Here is an 18,119-nt window from a genome sequence, read left to right on the forward strand (position 1 = left end):
GGGATCAGCCGTCACAGGTGCGGCGTGCACCGCCCCGCGCCGAGCGCGGCGAGGCCCTCGATCTCGCCGGGCCCCCACGTCGAGACGCTGCTCACGCTGCCGTACATGAGGGCGTCCGGCTCGTCGACGTGCCCGAGCCCGAGCAGGTGCCCGACCTCATGGCGGAGCACGCCCACGTACGCGGGCTCACCCTGCTGGCGTGGGATGCGCAGCAGTTCGACGTCGAGCGCGACGCCTCCTGTGACATAGCCGGTCTGGTTCCCGCGCGTCAGCTGTTGCGCGCCGCCGAGACCCGCGACGTTGCCGGCGAGCTCGGGGATCTCCGCGTCGCTCGCCCACCCGATGATCGCAGGCGCCCAGCGGTCCCCGTAGCGGCCCGGCTGGTACGGCTCGCGGTCAAAGCTCACGCGCTCGTCGGTCGTGCCCTCGAGGAGGATCGACAGGCCGGAGAGTGACGACGCCTCGGCAAGCACCTGACCGAGCCAGGCCTCGAAGCCGACCGGGGCGTCAGTCGGGTCGATGACGATGCGGATCGCGCGGCAGGGGGACCACGTCGCCGCGTCGGACAGCGTGGCATAGGGGCCGCTCCGCGCGGCCGGGACCGGGGGCAGGATGCGCTCGGCCTGCTCGTCGATGCCCGGCCGGGGCATGTCCCCGCCCACCGCGCGTGGGTCGCCGAGCCATTGCGCCCGCGGGACGTCGAGCGTCGGTGAGAGGCGCTCGGCACCGACCCCTCGGTCGAGGACGACGACGGTGAGGATGACGACGAGCAGGAGGACGAGCCACCCCCCGCGCCGTCGCGGCTGCGGAGCGGGTGCGGACCAACCGCGCGGGTCACCGTACTGCGTGGGAGACAGGGGCTGCCGGGACCTCGGGTGTCGACGGTGCTGGCCGGGCACGTCCCACGAGGTCGCGGCCCGCTCGAACTCGGCGAAGGCGCGCGCATAGGCCTCGTCGGACAACTGCGGCGTGGCAGGGGAGGTCTGAGGCGACCATGACGTGGGAGCGTCCGGCACGGCGGCGGGGGCTCCGGGCGCGGCGGCGGGAGCGCCGGCGTCCGCGGGCACGGGAGGGCCGTAGGGGGACGTGGGCGGCGACGACGGCCCCGCGCCGGCCTGGCGCGACGGATCCGCCGCATGGCGGCCGCGGGGCCAGGCATCCCCTGGGTTCTCGTCGTGCGTCGTCACAGCATCCATGGTGCCGCACGCCACCGACATCCGGCAGGAGGCCCCCGCCCGTCGCGCTCGGCGATGGGCGAGGGCCTCCTCTCGCGGGTCTGCTGGGTCAGAGGACGTCGTCGTCGACCCAGTCGAGGGTCTTCGTGACGGCCTTCTTCCACAGGCGGTACTGGCGGTCGCGCTCCGCCGGGTCGATGGTCGGCTTCCAGCGCCCGCCCTCAACCCAGTTGTCGCGCACGTCCTGCTCGCCGGACCAGAAGCCGACGGCGATCCCGGCCGCGTAGGCCGCGCCGAGCGCCGTCGTCTCCGCAACCTCCGGCCGCACGACCTCGACGTCGAGGATGTCCGCCTGGAACTGCATGAGCAGCTCGTTGGCGACCATGCCGCCGTCGACCTTGAGCTCCTTGAGAGGGACGCCCGAGTCAGCGTTCATCGCGTCGAGCACCTCACGCGTCTGGAAGGCCGTCGCCTCGAGGGCTGCGCGCGCGATGTGATTCTTGTTGACGTAGCGCGTGAGCCCGACGAGCGCACCGCGTGCGTCCGCACGCCAGTGCGGCGCGAACAGGCCGGAGAACGCGGGCACGAAGTACGCGCCGCCGTTGTCGTCGACCTTGCGTGCCAGGTGCTCGACGTCAGGTGCGTCATCGAACATGCCCAGGTTGTCGCGCAGCCACTGGATGAGCGAACCCGTGACGGCGATCGAACCCTCGAGGGCGTAGACCGTCGGCTGGTCGCCGATCTTGTAGCAGACGGTCGTGAGCAGGCCGTTCTCTGAGCGCACGGGCTCGGTGCCCGTGTTGAGGAGCATGAAGTTGCCCGTCCCGTACGTGTTCTTGGCCGTGCCGACCTCGAAGCACGCCTGACCGAACGTCGCGGCCTGCTGGTCGCCGAGGATGCCAGCGATCGGCACGCCGGGAACCATGCCGCGAGGGCGGCCGTGCCCGTAGACCTCGGACGAGGAGCGGATCTCCGGGAGCATCGACATGGGGATGCCCATGTCCTTGGCGATGTCCTCGTTCCACGTGAGCGTGTCGATGTTCATGAGCATCGTGCGCGACGCGTTCGTCACGTCGGTCACGTGGATGCCGCCCTCGACGCCGCCGGTCATGTTCCACAGGACCCACGTGTCGGTGTTGCCGAAGACGAGGTCGCCACGCTCGGCAGCCTCGCGGGCGCCGTCGACGTTGTCGAGGATCCACTTGACCTTGGGCCCTGAGAAGTACGTGGCGAGCGGCAGGCCGACGATGTCCTTGTACTTCTCGGGGCCGTCAGCGCCGCCCAGCTCGTCGACGATCTTCTGCGTGCGCGTGTCCTGCCACACGATCGCGTTGTAGACCGGCTTGCCGGTCGTCTTGTTCCACACGACCGCGGTCTCGCGCTGGTTCGTGATGCCGACTGCCGCGATCTCGTCGTGCGACGCGTTGCCGCGCGTGAGCGCGATGCCCACGGCCTCGCGGACGTTGTTCCAGATCTGCTCAGGGTTGTGCTCGACCCAGCCGGCCTGCGGGAAGATCTGGTCGTGTTCGAGCTGGCCGACGGAGTGGATCGTGCCGTCGTGCGTGAAGAGGATCGCGCGCGAGCTGGTCGTGCCCTGGTCGATCGCCAGGACGTACTTCTTCTCCATGATGGGGTTCCTTCACGTCGTCGTGGTCGGAGGAGCTGCGTGGTCGCACCCGGGTGCGGTGCGTGGGCCGCGCCTGAGGCGCGGTGGCGTGAGCGGCGCGTGGACGCGCCGCTCACGTGAGGTCACATGTAGGCCGCGCCGACGAGGCCGCCGATGATGCCGCCGATGAGCGGTCCGACGACCGGCACCCAGGCGTAGCTCCAGTCGCTCGACCCCTTGCCCTTGATGGGCAGGAGCGCGTGCGCGATGCGGGGGCCGAGGTCACGAGCCGGGTTGATCGCGTACCCCGTCGGGCCACCGAGCGAGGTACCGATGACGACGACGATGAGGGCGACGGCGAGCGGGCCGATCTGCGTGGGCGTCTTGCCCTGGATGACGACCCAGAACACGAGGACGAACGTGCCGATGATCTCCGTGAGGAGGTTCCAGCCGTACGAGCGGATCGCCGGGCCGGTCGAGAACACGGCGAGCTTGGCGCCCGCGTCGGCGTCCTCGTCGAAGTGCTTCTTGAATGCGAGGAACATGACGACGGCGCCGAGGAAGGCGCCCAGCATCTCTGCTCCGAAGTACGTGAACATGTGAGCGACGGTCGGGTCAATCGTGGCGCCGTCCGCCCCTGTGTAGAACGGTTCACCGGCTGCGAAGAGACCGATCGTCACGGCGGGGTTGAGGTGGGCGCCGGACTTGAACGCGACGTAGACACCGGCGAAGACCGCAAGGCCCCAGCCGAAGTTGATGAGGAGCCAGCCGCCGTCGAACCCCTTCGACTTGGGCAGCAGGACGGTGGCGACGACACCGCCACCGAGGAGCAGGAGGATCGCGGTCCCGAGTACTTCGGACCAGAAGGCGTCCATCAACATGGAGGTGCTCTCTTTCTGGGTGGACTTCGTTGTCACGACCCGGCCACGTCGGTGTGGTCGGGGGATCGGGGGAGGAGGGCCGTCCGGCCCTCCTCGTAGTTGTCAGCGGTTGAGCGGGATGAGCGGGCTGACGTCTGCGGCGGCGAGGCGCGTGCGCTCTGCCGCGGCGTCGTCGGGCTCGTGCTCGGCAGCGGCCTCAGCCTCTGCACGGGCGGTGTACGACGCGATCTCGTCGGCCCGTCGGGCCTCGTCCCAGCTGAGCCGGTCCGCGGCGATCTGGGAGATCTCGTCGAGCGCTGCGAGCCCGCGGTCACGGATCTCGTAGTTGAGGCGGGTGCGGTGGAGCAGCAGGTCCTCGAGGTGAAGGACTCCCTCGGCCTCGACCGCGTACGCGATCTCAGCCCGCAGGTAGGCGGGGGCGTGCTCGAGGGGTCGGGCGAGGCTCGGGTCCGCCTCGCACAGCGCGACGAGGTCGCCGACGAGCGAGCCGTAACGGTGGAAGAGGTGGTCGAGCATCGCGCGGTCCCACCCGTAGGTGCGGGCGTGGCGCCTGGCCCAGTTGCGCTGGGCCTCGAGCCCGACGGCGCCGAGCAGGGGCGTCTGTGCGGTCACTGACGGGCGGGTGCGGGCCTCGGCACCGAGCGCGAAGTCGACGGCGTCCTCTGCCATGACCCGGTAGGTCGTGAGCTTGCCACCTGCGATGACGGTGAGGCCGGGGGTGGGGGAGGCGACCGTGTGCTCGCGGGAGACCTTGGCCGAGCTCGTGCCCTCCTTGGTCCCGGGCTGCAGCAGGGGCCGCAGGCCGGCCCACGTGCCGATGATGTCGTCGCGCGTGAGCGGGTCGGCGAGCACGGCGTTGGCGTGGTCGAGGACGTAGTCGATGTCGGCTGCGGTCGCGACGGGGTGCGTGAGCTCCTGCTCCCACGGCGTGTCGGTCGTGCCGATCACCCAGTAGCGGGACCACGGGATGACGAAGAGGACCGACTTCTCGGTCTGCAGGATGAGCCCGACGGTTCCCCGGATGCGTTCGCGGGGGACGACGATGTGGATGCCCTTGGATGCGAGGACCCGCAGGCCGCCCTCGGTCCCGGCGAGCGACTCGGTCTCCTCGGTCCACACGCCGGTTGCGTTGATGACGTGGCGGGCCTTGACGGGGAAGCGGTCGCCGGTCTCGAGGTCCTCGAGGACGGCGCCGTCGACGCGGCCCGACGGCGTCGACGTCAGCTCGACGACTTGCGTGCGGGTTGCGGCGTGCGCGCCGTACTCGGCGGCTGTCCGGACGAGCGTGAGGACGAGGCGGGCGTCGTCGACCGATGCGTCCCAGTAGCGCAGCGCGCCGACCGCGGCGTCGTGGCGGAGGTCGGGGAAGAGCTTTTCCATGCCGGTACGCGTGAGGTGCCGGTGCCACGGCATGGCCCGGGAGCCCGGAGCGAGCGTCGCGAGGCCGTCGTACAGGGCGACGCCTGCGCCGATGTAGGCGCGCTGCCAGACCTTGTGCTCGAGGGGGAAGAGGAAGGAGACGGGCTTGACGAGGTGTGGTGCGAGCTTCTTGATGAGCAGGTCGCGCTCGGTGAGGGCTTCCTTGACGAGGTGGAAGTCGAGCATCTGCAGGTAACGCAGGCCGCCGTGGACGAGCTTGGACGAGCGGGAGGACGTGCCTGACGCCCAGTCCTGGCCTTCGACGATCGCGGTCGTGAGACCGCGGCTCACGGCGTCGAGGGCGATCCCGGCGCCGGTGACGCCGCCGCCGACGACGAGGACGTCGAGCGGCTCGGTCGCCGAGGCGCGCAGGGCGTCGAGCGATGTCCGACGCGTTGCCGGGGTGAGGCGGGACGCGGCTCCGGAGACGGACATGGGTGACACCTTTCGTCGTCGTCGACCTGGTGATGCCCACGCAACCAGCGTTGGCACGGACGCGCAACCGGGCTGCACAGATGTGCAAGGCTAGGACCTAGATCCCCGGCAAAAGCCCCCGGGGCCGGACTTGTGGGCTGGTGAGGTGGCCATGCGTGCACGTGGACGTGACGTCCTGGCGGCGGCGTCGATGTACTACCTGCAAGACATGACGATGGAGACGATCGCGCGTCAGCTGGGGACGTCGCGCTCGACCGTCTCGCGTCTCATCAAGGAGGCGCGCGAGACGGGGGTTGTCGAGATCACGCTGCGCCCGACGCAATCGCGTGCGCCGGGCCTCACCCAGCGCATCCGTGACCGGTACGGGATCGACGCCTACGTGGCGCCCGTTCCGGACTCGGCAGGCCAGTCTGATCGCCTCGACCACGTTGCGCGTGCCGCGGCGCGACTCGTCGGCTCGTGGTTCGACTCCGAGATGGTGCTTGCGATCGCGTGGGGGACGACGATTCACGCGATCGGTGGGCACCTGCAGCAGAAGCAGACGCGCGGCTCGGCCGTCGTCCAGCTCAACGGCGCCGCCAACACGCGGTCGAGCGGAGTCGACTATGCGGGCGACCTCATCTCTGGCTACGGACGCGCCTTTGGCGCCCACGTCCACCATTTCCCCGTTCCGGCATTCTTTGACTTTGCCGAGACGCGCGACGCGATGTGGCGCGAACGTTCCGTGCGGCGCATCCTCGACGTTCAGCGGCGCGCCGACATCGCCCTGTTCTCGGTGGGCGCACTCGAGGGTGAGCTGCCGAGCCACGTCTATTCGGCGGGCTACCTCGAGCCCGAGGACGTCGAGCTGCTTGGCCTCGAGGGCGTCGTCGGCGACGTGTGCACCGTGTTCCTGCGCGCCGACGGCTCGTACGCCGACGTGGCGATCAACGCACGCGCAACCGGTCCGACGCCCGCGCAGCTGCGGCTCATCCCACGTCGCGTATGCGCGGTCGCGGGCGACAACAAGGCCGTGCCGCTGCGTGCCGCGCTCCTCGCGGGTGTGCCGACGCACCTCATCACCGACGAGCTCACGGCGCAGCGCCTCCTCGAGCTCGACGACGGCGTCGACGACGACGAGGCGTGGACGGACGTGCGCGACCCCCGTCCCTGACCCTCCGACCCGCCCTGCCCCGACTCGTCGCACTTCTGCACACTGCCTGGCAAGCGCTGGGAGTCGGGTGCCTCTGGCCATGGTGCGAGATCCTTACGATGTCAACCACCTTGGCGTTGCTGGATGCGGGCACCGTCTGGCGAGCGTCGGGGAGTAGCGTTCTCGCGTGAGCCCAGCCGCACCGCCCTTCACTGTCCGCTCCGCCCTGCCCGCTGACGTCCGCGCGATCCGCGAGCTCGTCGAGCCGTACGCGCACCGACGCATCCTCATCGCGAAGGAGCAGGTCACCTACTACGAGGCCGTGCAGGAGTTCGTCGTCGCGGTTGATGGGGCGGGCGAGGTCGTCGGCTGCGGCGCGCTCCACGTCATGTGGGCGGACCTCGCAGAGATCCGCACGCTCGCGGTCGTGCCGGGATGGGTGGGCACAGGCGTCGGGCACGCGATCCTCGACGCGCTCCTCGATCGCGCACGGGCGCTCGGCCTCGAGCGCGTCTTCTGCCTAACGTTCGAGGTCGACTTCTTCGCCCGCCACGGCTTCGAGGAGATCGACGGGACGGTCGTCACGCCCGAGGTCTACGCCGAGCTGCTGCGTTCGCACGACGACGGCGTCGCGGAGTTCCTCGACCTCGCCAGAGTCAAACCGAACACCCTAGGCAACACCCGCATGCTCCTCCACCTCTAGCACCTCGACGCAGCCCGCCTACCCGCAGCTTTGTGCTCCACCCGCGGGTCTAGACCTGCGGCTAGAGCACAAACCTGCGGGTAGCCGGATCGGTGGGCTCTAGCGGGGGAGGTGGAGGCCCTCCGGGGACTCCTCCGCCAGGTGGTCCTCGATGAGGGTCGCTAGGCAACGGTCCAGCTGGGCTGCGTCGGGCCAGAGGGTCGCGAGCCCCGCACGCGGGACCGGGCCCGACGCCTCGCGCAGCACGCCCATGACACGCCCGCGGCACTGCCGGTCCGTGCCCTCCCACGCCTGCGTCCGACGACGTCCCGCATGCTCGTCGGGCGGGAACCCCGCGAGCCGCCACGCGCAGAGGTCCGCGACCGGGCACTGCCCGCACCGCGGCACGCGAGCCGTGCACACGAGCGCCCCGAGCTCCATCGACGCCGCAGACCATGCGGCGGCCGACGCGTCGTCGTCCGGCAGGATCTCGGCCGCGAGCCGGACCTCGCCAGCCGTCTGCTGCGGATGCGGCAGCGCCGTGCCAGCGACCGCGCGGGCAAGGACGCGCCGCACGTTCGTGTCGAGCACGACCGCGCGCCGCCCGAAGGCGAACGCGACCACCGCCCCCGCCGTGTACGGCCCGATCCCGGGCAGCGCGAGCAGGTCCTCGTACGACGACGGAACCGTGCCGCCGTGTCGCCCGACGATGTCGCGCGCGCACTCCTGAAGACGCAAGGCGCGCCTCGGGTAGCCGAGGGTCCCCCACATGCGCAGCACGTCGGCGGCGTCTGCCGTCGCGAGGTCAGCGGGCGTCGGCCAGCGTTCGAGCCACGCGAGCCACGACGGCTCGACGCGTGCGACGGGAGTCTGCTGCGACATGACCTCGGAGACGAGGACACCCCACGGCGTCCGGTCGGCGGCACGCCACGGCAACGGTCGCGCCGCACGAGCGAACCACTCGACGATGCGCGCTCGCAGGAGCGCGGGCGACGACGTGGGGGCGGGCACGCCCCGATCGTGCCAGACCTCGTGGCGTCCAGCGGCATCCCGCGTCGAATGCGGAGTGTCCCGTGCCGTCCGCGGGACCACGACGACGCGCGCTGTCGGGTGCCGTTCGTCGTCCCGGCGAGCCTGCCGTGGCAATGTCGGTCGTCCGCACTACCGTGGGCGCAGGACCTGCCTGATGAGGAGCACCCATGAGCACTCTGCTGCGACCGACGGGTTCGTTGCCGCCGCGGGTCTACTGGCGCCGACGACTGGCGGTGCTCGTCGTGCTCGTCGCCGTGGTCGCGCTCGCGATTGCGCTCGTCTCGAAGCTCGGCGGCGACGACGCGCCCGAGAAGAAGGCGCCCGGCACGCCCGGCGCCGCCGCGACCGCCGCCGAGACCCCCACACCGCAGGCGACCGGCAAGGGTGGGGTGCCGATCTGCGTCCCGGAGACCCTCACCTCCTCGCTCGAGGCGAACGGCTCCGACTTTGCGGCCGACACCGAGCCCGCCTTCACGGTGACGATGACGAACACGTCGACGTCGCCGTGCCTCGTCGACGTGTCGGCCAAGACTCGGGCCGTCACCGTGACCTCGGGCCCCGCGCGCGTGTGGAACAGCAGCGACTGTGCGAAGTCCCCGGACAAGGGCAAGACCTTGCTCATCGGCGCGGGCAAGTCCGAGGCAACGACTCTCACGTGGAACCGCACGCGATCTGAGGCGGGCTGCCCGCGCAAGGGCGTCGTCGCCAAGGCAGGAACGTACCGGGCGACCGCCGAGGTCCTGGGCGTCGCCTCGAAGGAGATCGTGTTCGTCCTCAAGTAGCGCGCGCGGGGCTCACGTGACGTGAACGCCGCGCACGATCACACGTAACGCTCGAGGATGCTCGACTCGGCGAGGCGCGAGAGGCCCTCGCGCACGGCACGGGCGCGCTGTTCGCCGACGCCGTCGACGCCCATGAGCTCTTCGATCGTGGCCGAGAGCAGGCGCTGCAGGCCGCCGAAGTGCATGACGAGCCGCTCGACGATCGCGCCGGGCAGACGCGGAACCTTCGAGAGCAGGCGGTAGCCGTGGGGTGCGACGGCCGCGTCGAGGGCGTCGCCGCCACCCGGAAGGCCGAGCACGCGGCCGATCTGCGAGAGGTCGAGCAGCTGGGTGGAGTCGAGGAGCGACAGCGCGTGGAGGACGTCGGTGATCGAGCGGTCCTTGGCGCGCAGCTCGACGTAGTCACGGATGACGGCGTCACGGTCGGAGCCGAGGCCGCCGACGAGCTCGTCGAGCTGGAGCGCGAGAAGGCGCCCGTCGGTGCCGAGCTCGATGACGTAGCCGGCGATCTCTTCGTGAATCCGCGAGACCATCTCGAGGCGCTGGACGACCGCGCACACGTCGCGCACGGTGACGAGGTCTTCGATCTCGAGCGCCGAGAGCGTGCCAGAGACCTCGTCGAGGCGGGCGCGGTAACGCTCGAGCGTCGACAGGGCCTGGTTGGCGCGGGACTGGATGACCTCGGTGTCCTCGAGGACGTGGCGGCCGCCGCCCGTGTAGACGGCGACGATGCGCATCGACTGCGACACGGAGATGACGGGGAAGCCGGTCTGCTTGGCGACGCGCTCGGCGGTGCGGTGGCGCGTCCCGGACTCGGACGTGGGGATCGTCGAGTCCGGCAGCAGCTGGACGGCTGCGCGCACGATGCGTGACGTGCGGGGGTCGAGGACGACTGCTCCGTCCATCTTGGCGAGCTCGCGCAGGCGGGTCGCCGAGAACTCGACCTCGAGCTCGAACCCGCCCGAGCACAGGGACTCGACGAGCGGGTCCATGCCCATGACGATGAGTGCCCCGGTGCGGCCGCGGAGGATGCGTTCGAGGCCGTCGCGGAGCTCGGTGCCGGGCGCGACAGCCATGAGGGTGTCACGGAGCTGGGAGTCCATGTGGGCGGAGATTTGTGGCACGTCGCGATCCTAGCCGCCCCGCGTCGTTCTCAGGCGGTGGCGCGGTCCTCAGCGTCGGCGAAGAAGAGCTCGGCGACCTCGGCGATGTGATGGACGGGACGGAGGGTGAGGCCCGCGGGCAGGCGTGCGGGGTCGAGCTGGGAGGCGGAGCTCGCGGGCACGACGGCCGTGCGCAGGCCGAGCCGCGCCGCCTCTCCTAGGCGTCGGGCGAGCGCTGCGACGGGCCGCAGCTCGCCCGAGAGCCCGACCTCGCCGATCGCGACCGTCCCGCGGGGCAGGGCCCGGTGGCGGGCCGCGCTCATGACGGCGAGCGCGACCGCGAGGTCGGCGGCCGGCTCGGAGACGCGCAGCCCGCCGACCGTCGACGCGTAGACGTCCTGCTGGTCGAGCCGCAGCCCGGCGAAGCGGTGCATGACGGCGAGGAGCATCGCGAGCCGCGAGGAGTCGAGGCCGTTGGTCGTGCGCCGCGGGTTGGGCACGGTCGAGGGCACGGTGAGCGCCTGGACCTCGAGCGGAAGGGGGCGGCGGCCCTCGAGCGTCACGGTCACGCACGTCCCGGGGACGTCGTGCACCGCGGTGGAGACGAAGAGGCCTGACGGATCAGCCAACCCGACGATCCCGTCTTCCGTGAGCTCGAAACACCCGACCTCGTCCGTCGGGCCGTAACGGTTCTTCACCGCGCGCACGAGCCGCAGGCTCGAGTGCCGGTCGCCCTCGAACGTGCAGACGACGTCGACGAGGTGCTCGAGAGTGCGGGGCCCGGCGACCGAGCCGTCCTTCGTCACGTGCCCGACGAGCAGGACCGGCATGTTGCGGGACTTGGCGGCCTGGATGATGGCCGACGCGACCTCGCGCACCTGGGCGACGCCGCCCGGCCCGCCCTCGACGGCGCTCGAGGCGATCGTCTGGACCGAGTCGACGATGAGGAGGTCGGGATCGTTGGCCTCGACGTGGCCGAGCACGGTCCCCAGGTCGGTCTCGGACGCGAGCAGGAGCGAGGGCGCGAGCGCGCCGATGCGTTCGGCACGCAGCCGCACCTGACCCGCAGATTCTTCGCCTGAGACGTAGAGGACGGTGCGGCCCCCGGTCGCGGTGATCGCTGCGACGTCGAGCAGGAGGGTCGACTTGCCGACGCCTGGCTCGCCCGCAAGGAGCACGACGGCGCCGGGCACGAGCCCGCCGCCGAGCACGCGATCGAGCTCGGCCACGCCGGTCGCGCTCGCACGGGCCGAGTCGACCGAGACGTCCGAGATCGGGATCGCCGGAGTGCGGGCGGGGGACGTGGCGGCCGTGCGCGGGCCCGCGGGTGAGTCGACCTCAGCAACCGTGCCCCACTCCTGGCACTCGCCGCAGCGCCCCACCCACTTGGCGGTCGTCCACCCGCATTCGGTGCAGCGGAACGCGGGGCGGGGACGAGCGGTGCGACTGGCCATGGCGACACGGTATCTGCGGCCACGGACATCGGTGGCACGCGCGTAGACCTGCGATAGTGGGGCCGGGTCCGTGTGCTGCGGGCCGGAGGAGGAACCTCATGTCCGCAGGTGCACCCGCGTCCGGCCGTGCGCCGTCGATGGCTGACGTTGCGCTCATCGCGGGGGTCTCGCACCAGACTGTCTCACGCGTCCTCAACGACCATCCGAACGTGCGCTCGCAGACGCGCGAGGCGGTTCTCCAGGCCATCGAGCAGCTGGGCTACCGGCGCAACAGCGCGGCGCGCGCGCTCGTGACGCGCCGTTCGGGAGTGCTGGGTGTGGTGACGACGGGCTCGGCGCTGTTCGGCCCGTCCTCGACGCTTCTGGGGATCGAGCTCGCTGCGCGCGAGCACGGCTATGTCGTCACGGTCGCGACGGTGACGTCGTTCGAGCCGAGCCGGATGTCCGCGACGGTCGAGCAGTTTCTCGAGCAGCGGGTCGAGGGGATCATCGTCGTCGCACCGCAGGTTGACGCGACCCGTGCCATCCTCGCGCTGGGCGCTCCGGTTCCGATCGTCATGGTGTCGTCGTCGAGCGTCGACGCGCGCGGTGCGGGCGCGTCGCCCGTGCGCTCGGTGAGCGTCGACCAGGTGGCGGGCGGGCGTCTTGCGACCGAGCACCTGCTAGGGCTGGGGCACCGTGACGTGCTGCATGTCGCGGGGCCGCAGGACTGGTTCGACGCGCGTGCGCGCCTGGTGGGGTGGCGTGGGGCGCTCGACGGGTCGCCGGGGGCGACGGGGGCGCTCGTGCAGGGTGACTGGACGGCCGACTTCGGTCACGAGTGCGGGCTGCGGCTCGTGCGCGAGGGCCTTCCGTCGGCGATCTTCGCGGCTAACGATCAGATCGCGCTCGGGCTGCTGCGCGCGTTCTGGGAGTGCGGGCTCGTCGTGCCGAGGGATGTGTCGGTCGTCGGCTTCGACGACATCGCGGGTGCGGATCATTTCATCCCGCCGCTCACGACGGTGCGGCAGGACTTTCAGGCTCTGGGTCGTCGCGCGCTCGCGGCGACGGACCGCATGGTCGCGGGCGGGGAGCCGGAGACCGCGCCGCTCGTGCCGGAGCTCGTCGTGCGGGGGTCGACGGCCCGGCGTCGGTGACGCTCTCGTCCGTGGCTGGCCTGGTGCAGGGGAGGCCCGCGCGTTCTTGCGTCGTCGTCGTGCCCGCGCTTGCCGATTCAGAATTGTGAGCGCTAACATCTGCGCATGGAGCAACGACGCCCCCGCCCCGACGCAGCCCTCACCCTCACCGAGGGCCGCGCCATCCTGGGCATCGAGCTGGGCTCGACCCGCATCAAGGCAGTCCTCGTCGACGCCGACCTCGCCCCGCTCGCCCAGGGCGCCCACGACTGGGAGAACGACCTCGTCGACGGAGTCTGGACGTATTCGCTCGACGCGGTCGAGACCGGTCTCGCGGCCGCGGTCGCCGCCGTCCTCGCGGACGCCGAGGCGCGGCACGGGGTCCGCCCCCGCACGCTCGCCGGTCTCGGAGTCTCCGCGATGATGCACGGCTACCTCGCACTCGACGTCGACGACGAGCTCCTCGTCCCCTTCCGCACGTGGCGCAACACCTCGACCGGCCCGGCTGCGGCCGAGCTCACCGAGCGGCTGGGCGTCAACATCCCGCTGCGCTGGTCCGTCGCGCACCTCACCCAGGCGGTTCTCGACGACGAACCCCACGTCGCGCGGCTCGCGCGCCTCACGACCCTGGCCGGCTACGTGCACCACCGGCTCACGGGGCAGCACGTGCTCGGGGTCGGCGACGCGTCGGGCATGTTCCCGATCGACCCCGCGACCAGAACCTACGACGCCGCCGGGCTGCGCACGGTCGACGCGCTCCTCGCCGAGCACGGTCACCCCCTGCACCTGCTCGACCTCTTGCCCACGCCGCTCGTCGCGGGCGCGGACGCGGGCACGCTCACTGAAGCCGGGGCGCGCTACCTCGACCCGAGCGGAACCCTGCGTCCCGGCGTCCCCGTCGCGCCGCCCGAGGGCGATGCGGGGACCGGCATGGTTGCGACCGCCGCGGTGCGCCCGCGTACGGGCAACGTGTCCGTGGGGACGTCGATCTTCGCGATGGTCGTCCTCGAGCAGCCGCTCACGCGCGTGCACGCCGAGATCGACGTGGTGACGACGCCCGCGGGCGACCCGGTCGCGATGGTCCACTGCAACAACGGTGCGAGCGAGCTCGGCGCGTGGACGAGCGTGTTCGGTGAGCTGGCCGACGCGCTCGGGGTCACGGCAGCGCCCGACGACGTCTTCGCTGCGTTCCTCGGTGCAGCGCCGAGCGGAGCCGCCGACGCCGGCGGCATCTATGCGTACAACCAGGTCTCGGGCGAGCCCGTTGCGCAGCTCGACGCCGGGGCGCCGCTCGTCGCGCGCACCCCGTCGAGCCGCCTCACGCTCGCCAACCTCGCTCGCGCACAGGTCTACGGGGTCTTCGCGACCCTCAGCCTGGGTCTGCGGGTTCTGGCGAGCGAGGGCGTCGTCATCGATGTGCTGCGTGCCCATGGCGGGATCTTCCGGACGGCCGGTGTGGCTCAGCGCTTCTGCGCGGCGGCCGTGGGCGCGCCCGTCGCGGTGGGGGAGACCGCGGGTGAGGGCGGCGCGTGGGGCATGGCTGTGCTCGCGGCGCTGCGCCACGAGGTCGCCTCGGGCGACGGGACCGTGCCCGACCTTGCGGACCACCTCGACCGTGTGGTCACGGCGGGTGCGGGTGCGACGGTCGTCGAGCCGGACGCGGCCGACGTCGCGGGGTACGCGACCTACCTGGAGCGCTACGCGGCGGGGCTCGAGTCCGTTGCGGCCGCGGCCCGCACGCTCGCGCCCGCGCCCGTGTCCGGACCCGTGCCCGGGCCTGCGTCCGCACCCGTGCCCGCACCCAGTGCGCCCGCCGCATCCGGGCAGCCCGACGACGCCGCAACCCCGCGCGCCGTGACCCTTGCCTCGTTGCCGCTCGACGTCCAGGCCGACGTCGCGCGGGTCCGGGCCGACGTCGCCCGCCTCCACGCCGAGCTGCCCCGGTGGGACCTCGTCGTGTGGACCGCGGGCAACGTCTCCCAGCGCGTCCGGGTCCCCGGCGGTGACGATCTGCTCGTCATCAAGCCGTCGGGCGTGACGTACGACGAGCTCACGCCCGAGTCGATGGTCGTGTGCGACCTCGACGGGAACCTCGTCGACGGCGATCGAGCACCGTCGTCGGACACGGCCGCGCACGCCTACGTCTACCGCCACATGCCCGACGTCGGGGGAGTCGTCCACACGCACTCGACGTACGCGACGGCCTGGGCGGCGCGCGGCGAGGAGATCCCGTGCGCGCTCACGATGATGGCCGACGAGTTCGGCGGACCCGTGCCCGTCGGACCGTTCGCGCTCATCGGCGACGACTCGATCGGGCGCGGCATCGTCGCGACCCTCGCGGGGTCGCGCAGCCCTGCCGTCCTCATGCGCAACCACGGCCCCTTCACGATCGGCCGCGACGCGACCGCCGCGGTCAAGGCCGCGGTCATGGTCGAGGAGGTCGCCCGCACCCTCCACATCTCGCGACAGCTCGGCGAGCCCGACCTCATCCCGCAGCACCACGTCGACTCCCTCTACGCCCGCTACCAGAACGTCTACGGCCAGCACTGACGCTGGCCACCACGGAGATCACCATGACCAAGCCCTACCCTGACGCCGAGATCTGGTTCCTCACCGGCAGCCAGGCCCTCTACGGGCCGGGGACGCTCGAGCAGGTCGCTGAGCAGTCGCGCGAGGTTGCGCGGCTGCTCGACGAATCCGCTGACGTCCCGGCTCGGATCGTGTGGCGCCCGGTGCTCACGGACGCGGCATCGATCCGTCGGGCCATGCTCGACGCGACGAGCAACGACCGCGTCATCGGCGTCGTCACGTGGGCCCACACGTTCAGCCCGTCAAAGATGTGGATCCAGGGGCTCGACCAGCTGCGCAAGCCGCTTCTGCACCTGCACACGCAGGCGAACGTCGCGCTGCCGTGGGACACGATCGATTTCGACTTCATGAACCTCAACCAGGCTGCGCACGGCGATCGCGAGCACGCGTACATCCAGACGCGGCTGGGCATCGCTCGGACGACGGTCGTCGGCCACGTGACGAACCCGGCCGTGACCGCGCGCGTCGGTGCGTGGGTGCGGGCTGCGGCTGGGTGGGCGGCGACGCACGAGATGCGGCTCGTCCGGTTCGGCGACAACATGCGCGACGTCGCGGTGACCGAGGGCGACAAGACCGAGGCGGAGCTGCGGTTCGGCGTCAACGTCACGACGTGGGCGGTCAACGACCTGGTCGACGTGGTCGACGCGGTGACGGACGCGGAGGTCGACCCGCTCGTCGCCGAGTACGAGGAGCTCTACGACGTCGCGCCCGAGCTGCGTGCGGGAGGGGAGCGGCACGAGTCCTTGCGTGACGCGGCCCGGCAGGAGATCGCGATCGAGCGGATGCTCGTGGGGCTGGACGCGAAGGCGTTCACGACGAACTTTGAGGATCTTGGTCGGCTCACGCAGCTTCCGGGCCTGGCGGTTCAGCGGCTCATGGCCAAGGGCTACGGGTTTGGCGCCGAGGGCGACTGGAAGACCGCCATCCTTGTGCGCGCCGCGAAGGTCATGGGCGAGGGCCTGCCCGGCGGGGCGTCGCTCATGGAGGACTACACCTACGACCTCACGCCCGGTGACGAGCGGATCCTCGGTGCGCACATGCTCGAGGTGTGCCCGTCGCTCGCCGCCTCGCGCCCGCGGATCGAGATTCATCCGCTGGGGATCGGCGGCAAGGACGACCCGGTGCGGATGGTCTTCGACTCCGCTCCCGGGGTGGGTGTCGTGGTGTCGCTGACGGACATGCGCGAGCGGTTCCGGCTCACGGCGAACGTCGTCGACCTGGTCGAGCACCCGCGGCTTCCCCACCTTCCGGTGGCGCGGGCCGTGTGGCGTCCGCGGCCGGACCTCGCGACGTCGGCCGAGTGCTGGCTCACGGCGGGTGGCTCTCACCACACGGTGATGTCGACCGCGGCGGGCGTGGAGGTGTTCGAGATCTTTGCCGAGATCGCGCGGACGGAGCTGCTCGTCATCGATGAGAGCACGACGCGGCGCGGCTTCGCTGATCAGGTGAGGTGGAACCAGGTGTACTTCCGGGTGGCGCAAGGGTTTTAGCACCCACCGGAGGGGCGCTGCCGCCCCCGGATTGTCGGGGCGGCGCGCTCGTGCGGTGGCTTCTCGGGTCCGTCACGGTTCCGTTATGGAACGGTGATCACGAGGGGTTGAGACCGCATTTTGTTAGCGCTAACATCGCAGCGGAGGGTCAACGACGACTCCCGCACCAGCGCGGCCAACGTCGGCCGCGGCATCTCAAGGAGGAGTAATGCGACACACACAGGTTGCGCGGGTCACGATCGCCGCGCTCGCCACCCTCGCCCTCGGCGGACTCGCTGCATGCAGCGACGACGGGGGATCCAGCTCCGACGCCATCAAGGTCGGCTTCTCGCAGCTCGGAGCAGAGTCCGGCTGGCGCACCGCCAACACTGAGTCCGTCAAGGCCAACCTCACCGCCGAGAAGGGCTTCGAGCTCACGTTCGTCGACGCCCAGCAGAAGCAGGAGAACCAGATCAAGGCCCTGCGCGACTTCATCAGCCAGGACGTCGACGTCATCGCGTTCTCGCCCGTCATCGAGACCGGCTGGGACGAGGTCCTCCAGGACATCAAGGACGCAGAGATCCCGCTCGTCCTCGTCGACCGCACGGTCGACACGACGGTCGCCGACCCGTTCGTCACCTGGGTCGGTGCCGACTTCACCCAGGAAGGCCGCACGGCAGGCGAGTGGGTCAAGGCCAACCACCCCGACGCCAAGATCTTCGAGCTGCAGGGCACCATGGGCTCGGGCGCGCAGACCAACCGACAGGAAGGCTTCCGCGAGGTCGTCGGTGACAACGTCATCGGCGAGGCCTCAGGCAACTTCACCCGCGCCGAGGGCAAGGCCGCGGTCGAGGGCGCACTCGCCGCCTACCCCGAGATGGACCTCATCTTCGCGCACAACGACGACATGGGTCTCGGCGCGATCGAGGCACTCGAGGCCGCCGGCAAGAAGCCCGGCGTCGACATCAAGATCGTCACGGTCGACGGTGTGCGTGACGGCCTCCAGGCGCTCAAGGACGGCAAGTTCAACTACGTCGTCGAGTGCAACCCTGCCTTTGGCGACCAGCTCGCCGAGCTTATCCGCAAGGTCAACGCCGGCGAGGACGTCCCGAAGGAGACCATCGTTATCGACGAGGCCTTCGACCAGACGATCACGCAGGAGTTCATCGACGCGCGGACCTTCTGACCCACCCCGGCGTCCGGCCCGCAGCCGCGGGCCGGACGCCGTCGGCAGACCAGCGAGCA

At 71.1% G+C, this 18,119-nt stretch carries 14 protein-coding genes and 1 pseudogene; 8 read left to right on the forward strand and 7 right to left on the reverse strand.

Features of this window, described 5'->3' with window-relative positions; translation table 11 throughout:
• Positions 1–11: 11 nt before the first annotated feature.
• The 4 genes from ACTVCO_RS02150 to ACTVCO_RS02165 all read right to left on the reverse strand — a co-directional run bounded on the left by ACTVCO_RS02150 (position 12) and on the right by ACTVCO_RS02165 (position 5,516).
• Positions 12–1,187 (reverse strand): matrixin family metalloprotease, encoded by a 1,176-nt coding sequence (locus ACTVCO_RS02150; RefSeq protein ID WP_443726741.1) that lies wholly within the window; start codon positions 1,185–1,187, stop codon positions 12–14.
• Positions 1,188–1,284: 97 nt separating this feature from the next.
• Positions 1,285–2,802 (reverse strand): glycerol kinase GlpK, encoded by a 1,518-nt coding sequence (gene glpK, locus ACTVCO_RS02155; protein WP_443726742.1) that lies wholly within the window; start codon positions 2,800–2,802, stop codon positions 1,285–1,287.
• A 122-nt stretch (positions 2,803–2,924) separates the two neighbouring features.
• The gene (locus ACTVCO_RS02160) at positions 2,925–3,662 is read right to left on the reverse strand and encodes an MIP/aquaporin family protein (RefSeq protein ID WP_443726743.1); all 738 of its coding nucleotides are present in this window, start codon (positions 3,660–3,662) and stop codon (positions 2,925–2,927) included.
• Between the two features lie 102 nt (positions 3,663–3,764).
• The gene (locus ACTVCO_RS02165; protein ID WP_443726744.1) at positions 3,765–5,516 is read right to left on the reverse strand and encodes a glycerol-3-phosphate dehydrogenase/oxidase; all 1,752 of its coding nucleotides are present in this window, start codon (positions 5,514–5,516) and stop codon (positions 3,765–3,767) included.
• Between the two features lie 151 nt (positions 5,517–5,667).
• On the opposite strand from ACTVCO_RS02165, the gene ACTVCO_RS02170 reads away from it, so the two are divergent.
• On the forward strand, positions 5,668–6,669 hold the full coding sequence (locus ACTVCO_RS02170) for a sugar-binding transcriptional regulator (RefSeq protein ID WP_443726745.1): 1,002 nt from the start codon (positions 5,668–5,670) through the stop codon (positions 6,667–6,669).
• Between the two features lie 166 nt (positions 6,670–6,835).
• Positions 6,836–7,351 (forward strand): amino-acid N-acetyltransferase, encoded by a 516-nt coding sequence (locus ACTVCO_RS02175; RefSeq protein ID WP_443726746.1) that lies wholly within the window; start codon positions 6,836–6,838, stop codon positions 7,349–7,351.
• Between the two features lie 99 nt (positions 7,352–7,450).
• Here ACTVCO_RS02175 and ACTVCO_RS02180 read toward each other — a convergent pair whose 3' ends face one another.
• Positions 7,451–8,341, reverse strand: a complete 891-nt coding sequence (locus ACTVCO_RS02180) for an A/G-specific adenine glycosylase (RefSeq protein ID WP_443726747.1) — start codon at positions 8,339–8,341, stop codon at positions 7,451–7,453.
• 188 nt (positions 8,342–8,529) lie between these two features.
• Here ACTVCO_RS02180 and ACTVCO_RS02185 point away from each other — a divergent pair, with 188 nt between their 5' ends.
• Positions 8,530–9,144 carry a hypothetical protein gene (locus tag ACTVCO_RS02185; RefSeq protein WP_443726748.1) on the forward strand — a complete coding sequence of 205 codons (615 nt, stop codon included), beginning with the start codon at positions 8,530–8,532 and terminating at the stop codon, positions 9,142–9,144.
• A 38-nt stretch (positions 9,145–9,182) separates the two neighbouring features.
• Here ACTVCO_RS02185 and disA read toward each other — a convergent pair whose 3' ends face one another.
• Both disA and radA read right to left on the reverse strand, forming a co-directional pair.
• Complete coding sequence (gene disA, locus ACTVCO_RS02190; protein ID WP_443727136.1) at positions 9,183–10,247, reverse strand: DNA integrity scanning diadenylate cyclase DisA; 1,065 nt, start codon at positions 10,245–10,247, stop codon at positions 9,183–9,185.
• A 50-nt stretch (positions 10,248–10,297) separates the two neighbouring features.
• Entirely contained in the window at positions 10,298–11,701 is a 1,404-nt protein-coding gene (gene radA / locus ACTVCO_RS02195) for a DNA repair protein RadA (RefSeq protein WP_443726749.1), read from the reverse strand.
• A 98-nt stretch (positions 11,702–11,799) separates the two neighbouring features.
• On the opposite strand from radA, the gene ACTVCO_RS02200 reads away from it, so the two are divergent.
• From ACTVCO_RS02200 to ACTVCO_RS02220, 5 genes and pseudogenes are all read left to right on the forward strand, one after another.
• Complete coding sequence (locus tag ACTVCO_RS02200) at positions 11,800–12,837, forward strand: LacI family DNA-binding transcriptional regulator (RefSeq protein WP_443726750.1); 1,038 nt, start codon at positions 11,800–11,802, stop codon at positions 12,835–12,837.
• A gap of 105 nt (positions 12,838–12,942) precedes the next feature.
• Positions 12,943–14,559: pseudogene (locus ACTVCO_RS02205) on the forward strand (FGGY-family carbohydrate kinase); the annotation flags it as partial.
• A 111-nt stretch (positions 14,560–14,670) separates the two neighbouring features.
• Positions 14,671–15,366 carry an L-ribulose-5-phosphate 4-epimerase gene (locus ACTVCO_RS02210; protein ID WP_443727137.1) on the forward strand — a complete coding sequence of 232 codons (696 nt, stop codon included), beginning with the start codon at positions 14,671–14,673 and terminating at the stop codon, positions 15,364–15,366.
• A gap of 23 nt (positions 15,367–15,389) precedes the next feature.
• Positions 15,390–16,895, forward strand: coding sequence for an L-arabinose isomerase (gene araA, locus ACTVCO_RS02215; RefSeq protein ID WP_443726751.1), 1,506 nt, complete (start codon positions 15,390–15,392; stop codon positions 16,893–16,895).
• Positions 16,896–17,103: 208 nt separating this feature from the next.
• Positions 17,104–18,060, forward strand: coding sequence for an ABC transporter substrate-binding protein (locus ACTVCO_RS02220; protein WP_443726752.1), 957 nt, complete (start codon positions 17,104–17,106; stop codon positions 18,058–18,060).
• Positions 18,061–18,119: the final 59 nt, after the last annotated feature.

The sequence above is a fragment of the Sanguibacter sp. A247 genome, assembly GCF_052324925.1.
Lineage (GTDB): Bacteria > Actinomycetota > Actinomycetes > Actinomycetales > Cellulomonadaceae > Flavimobilis.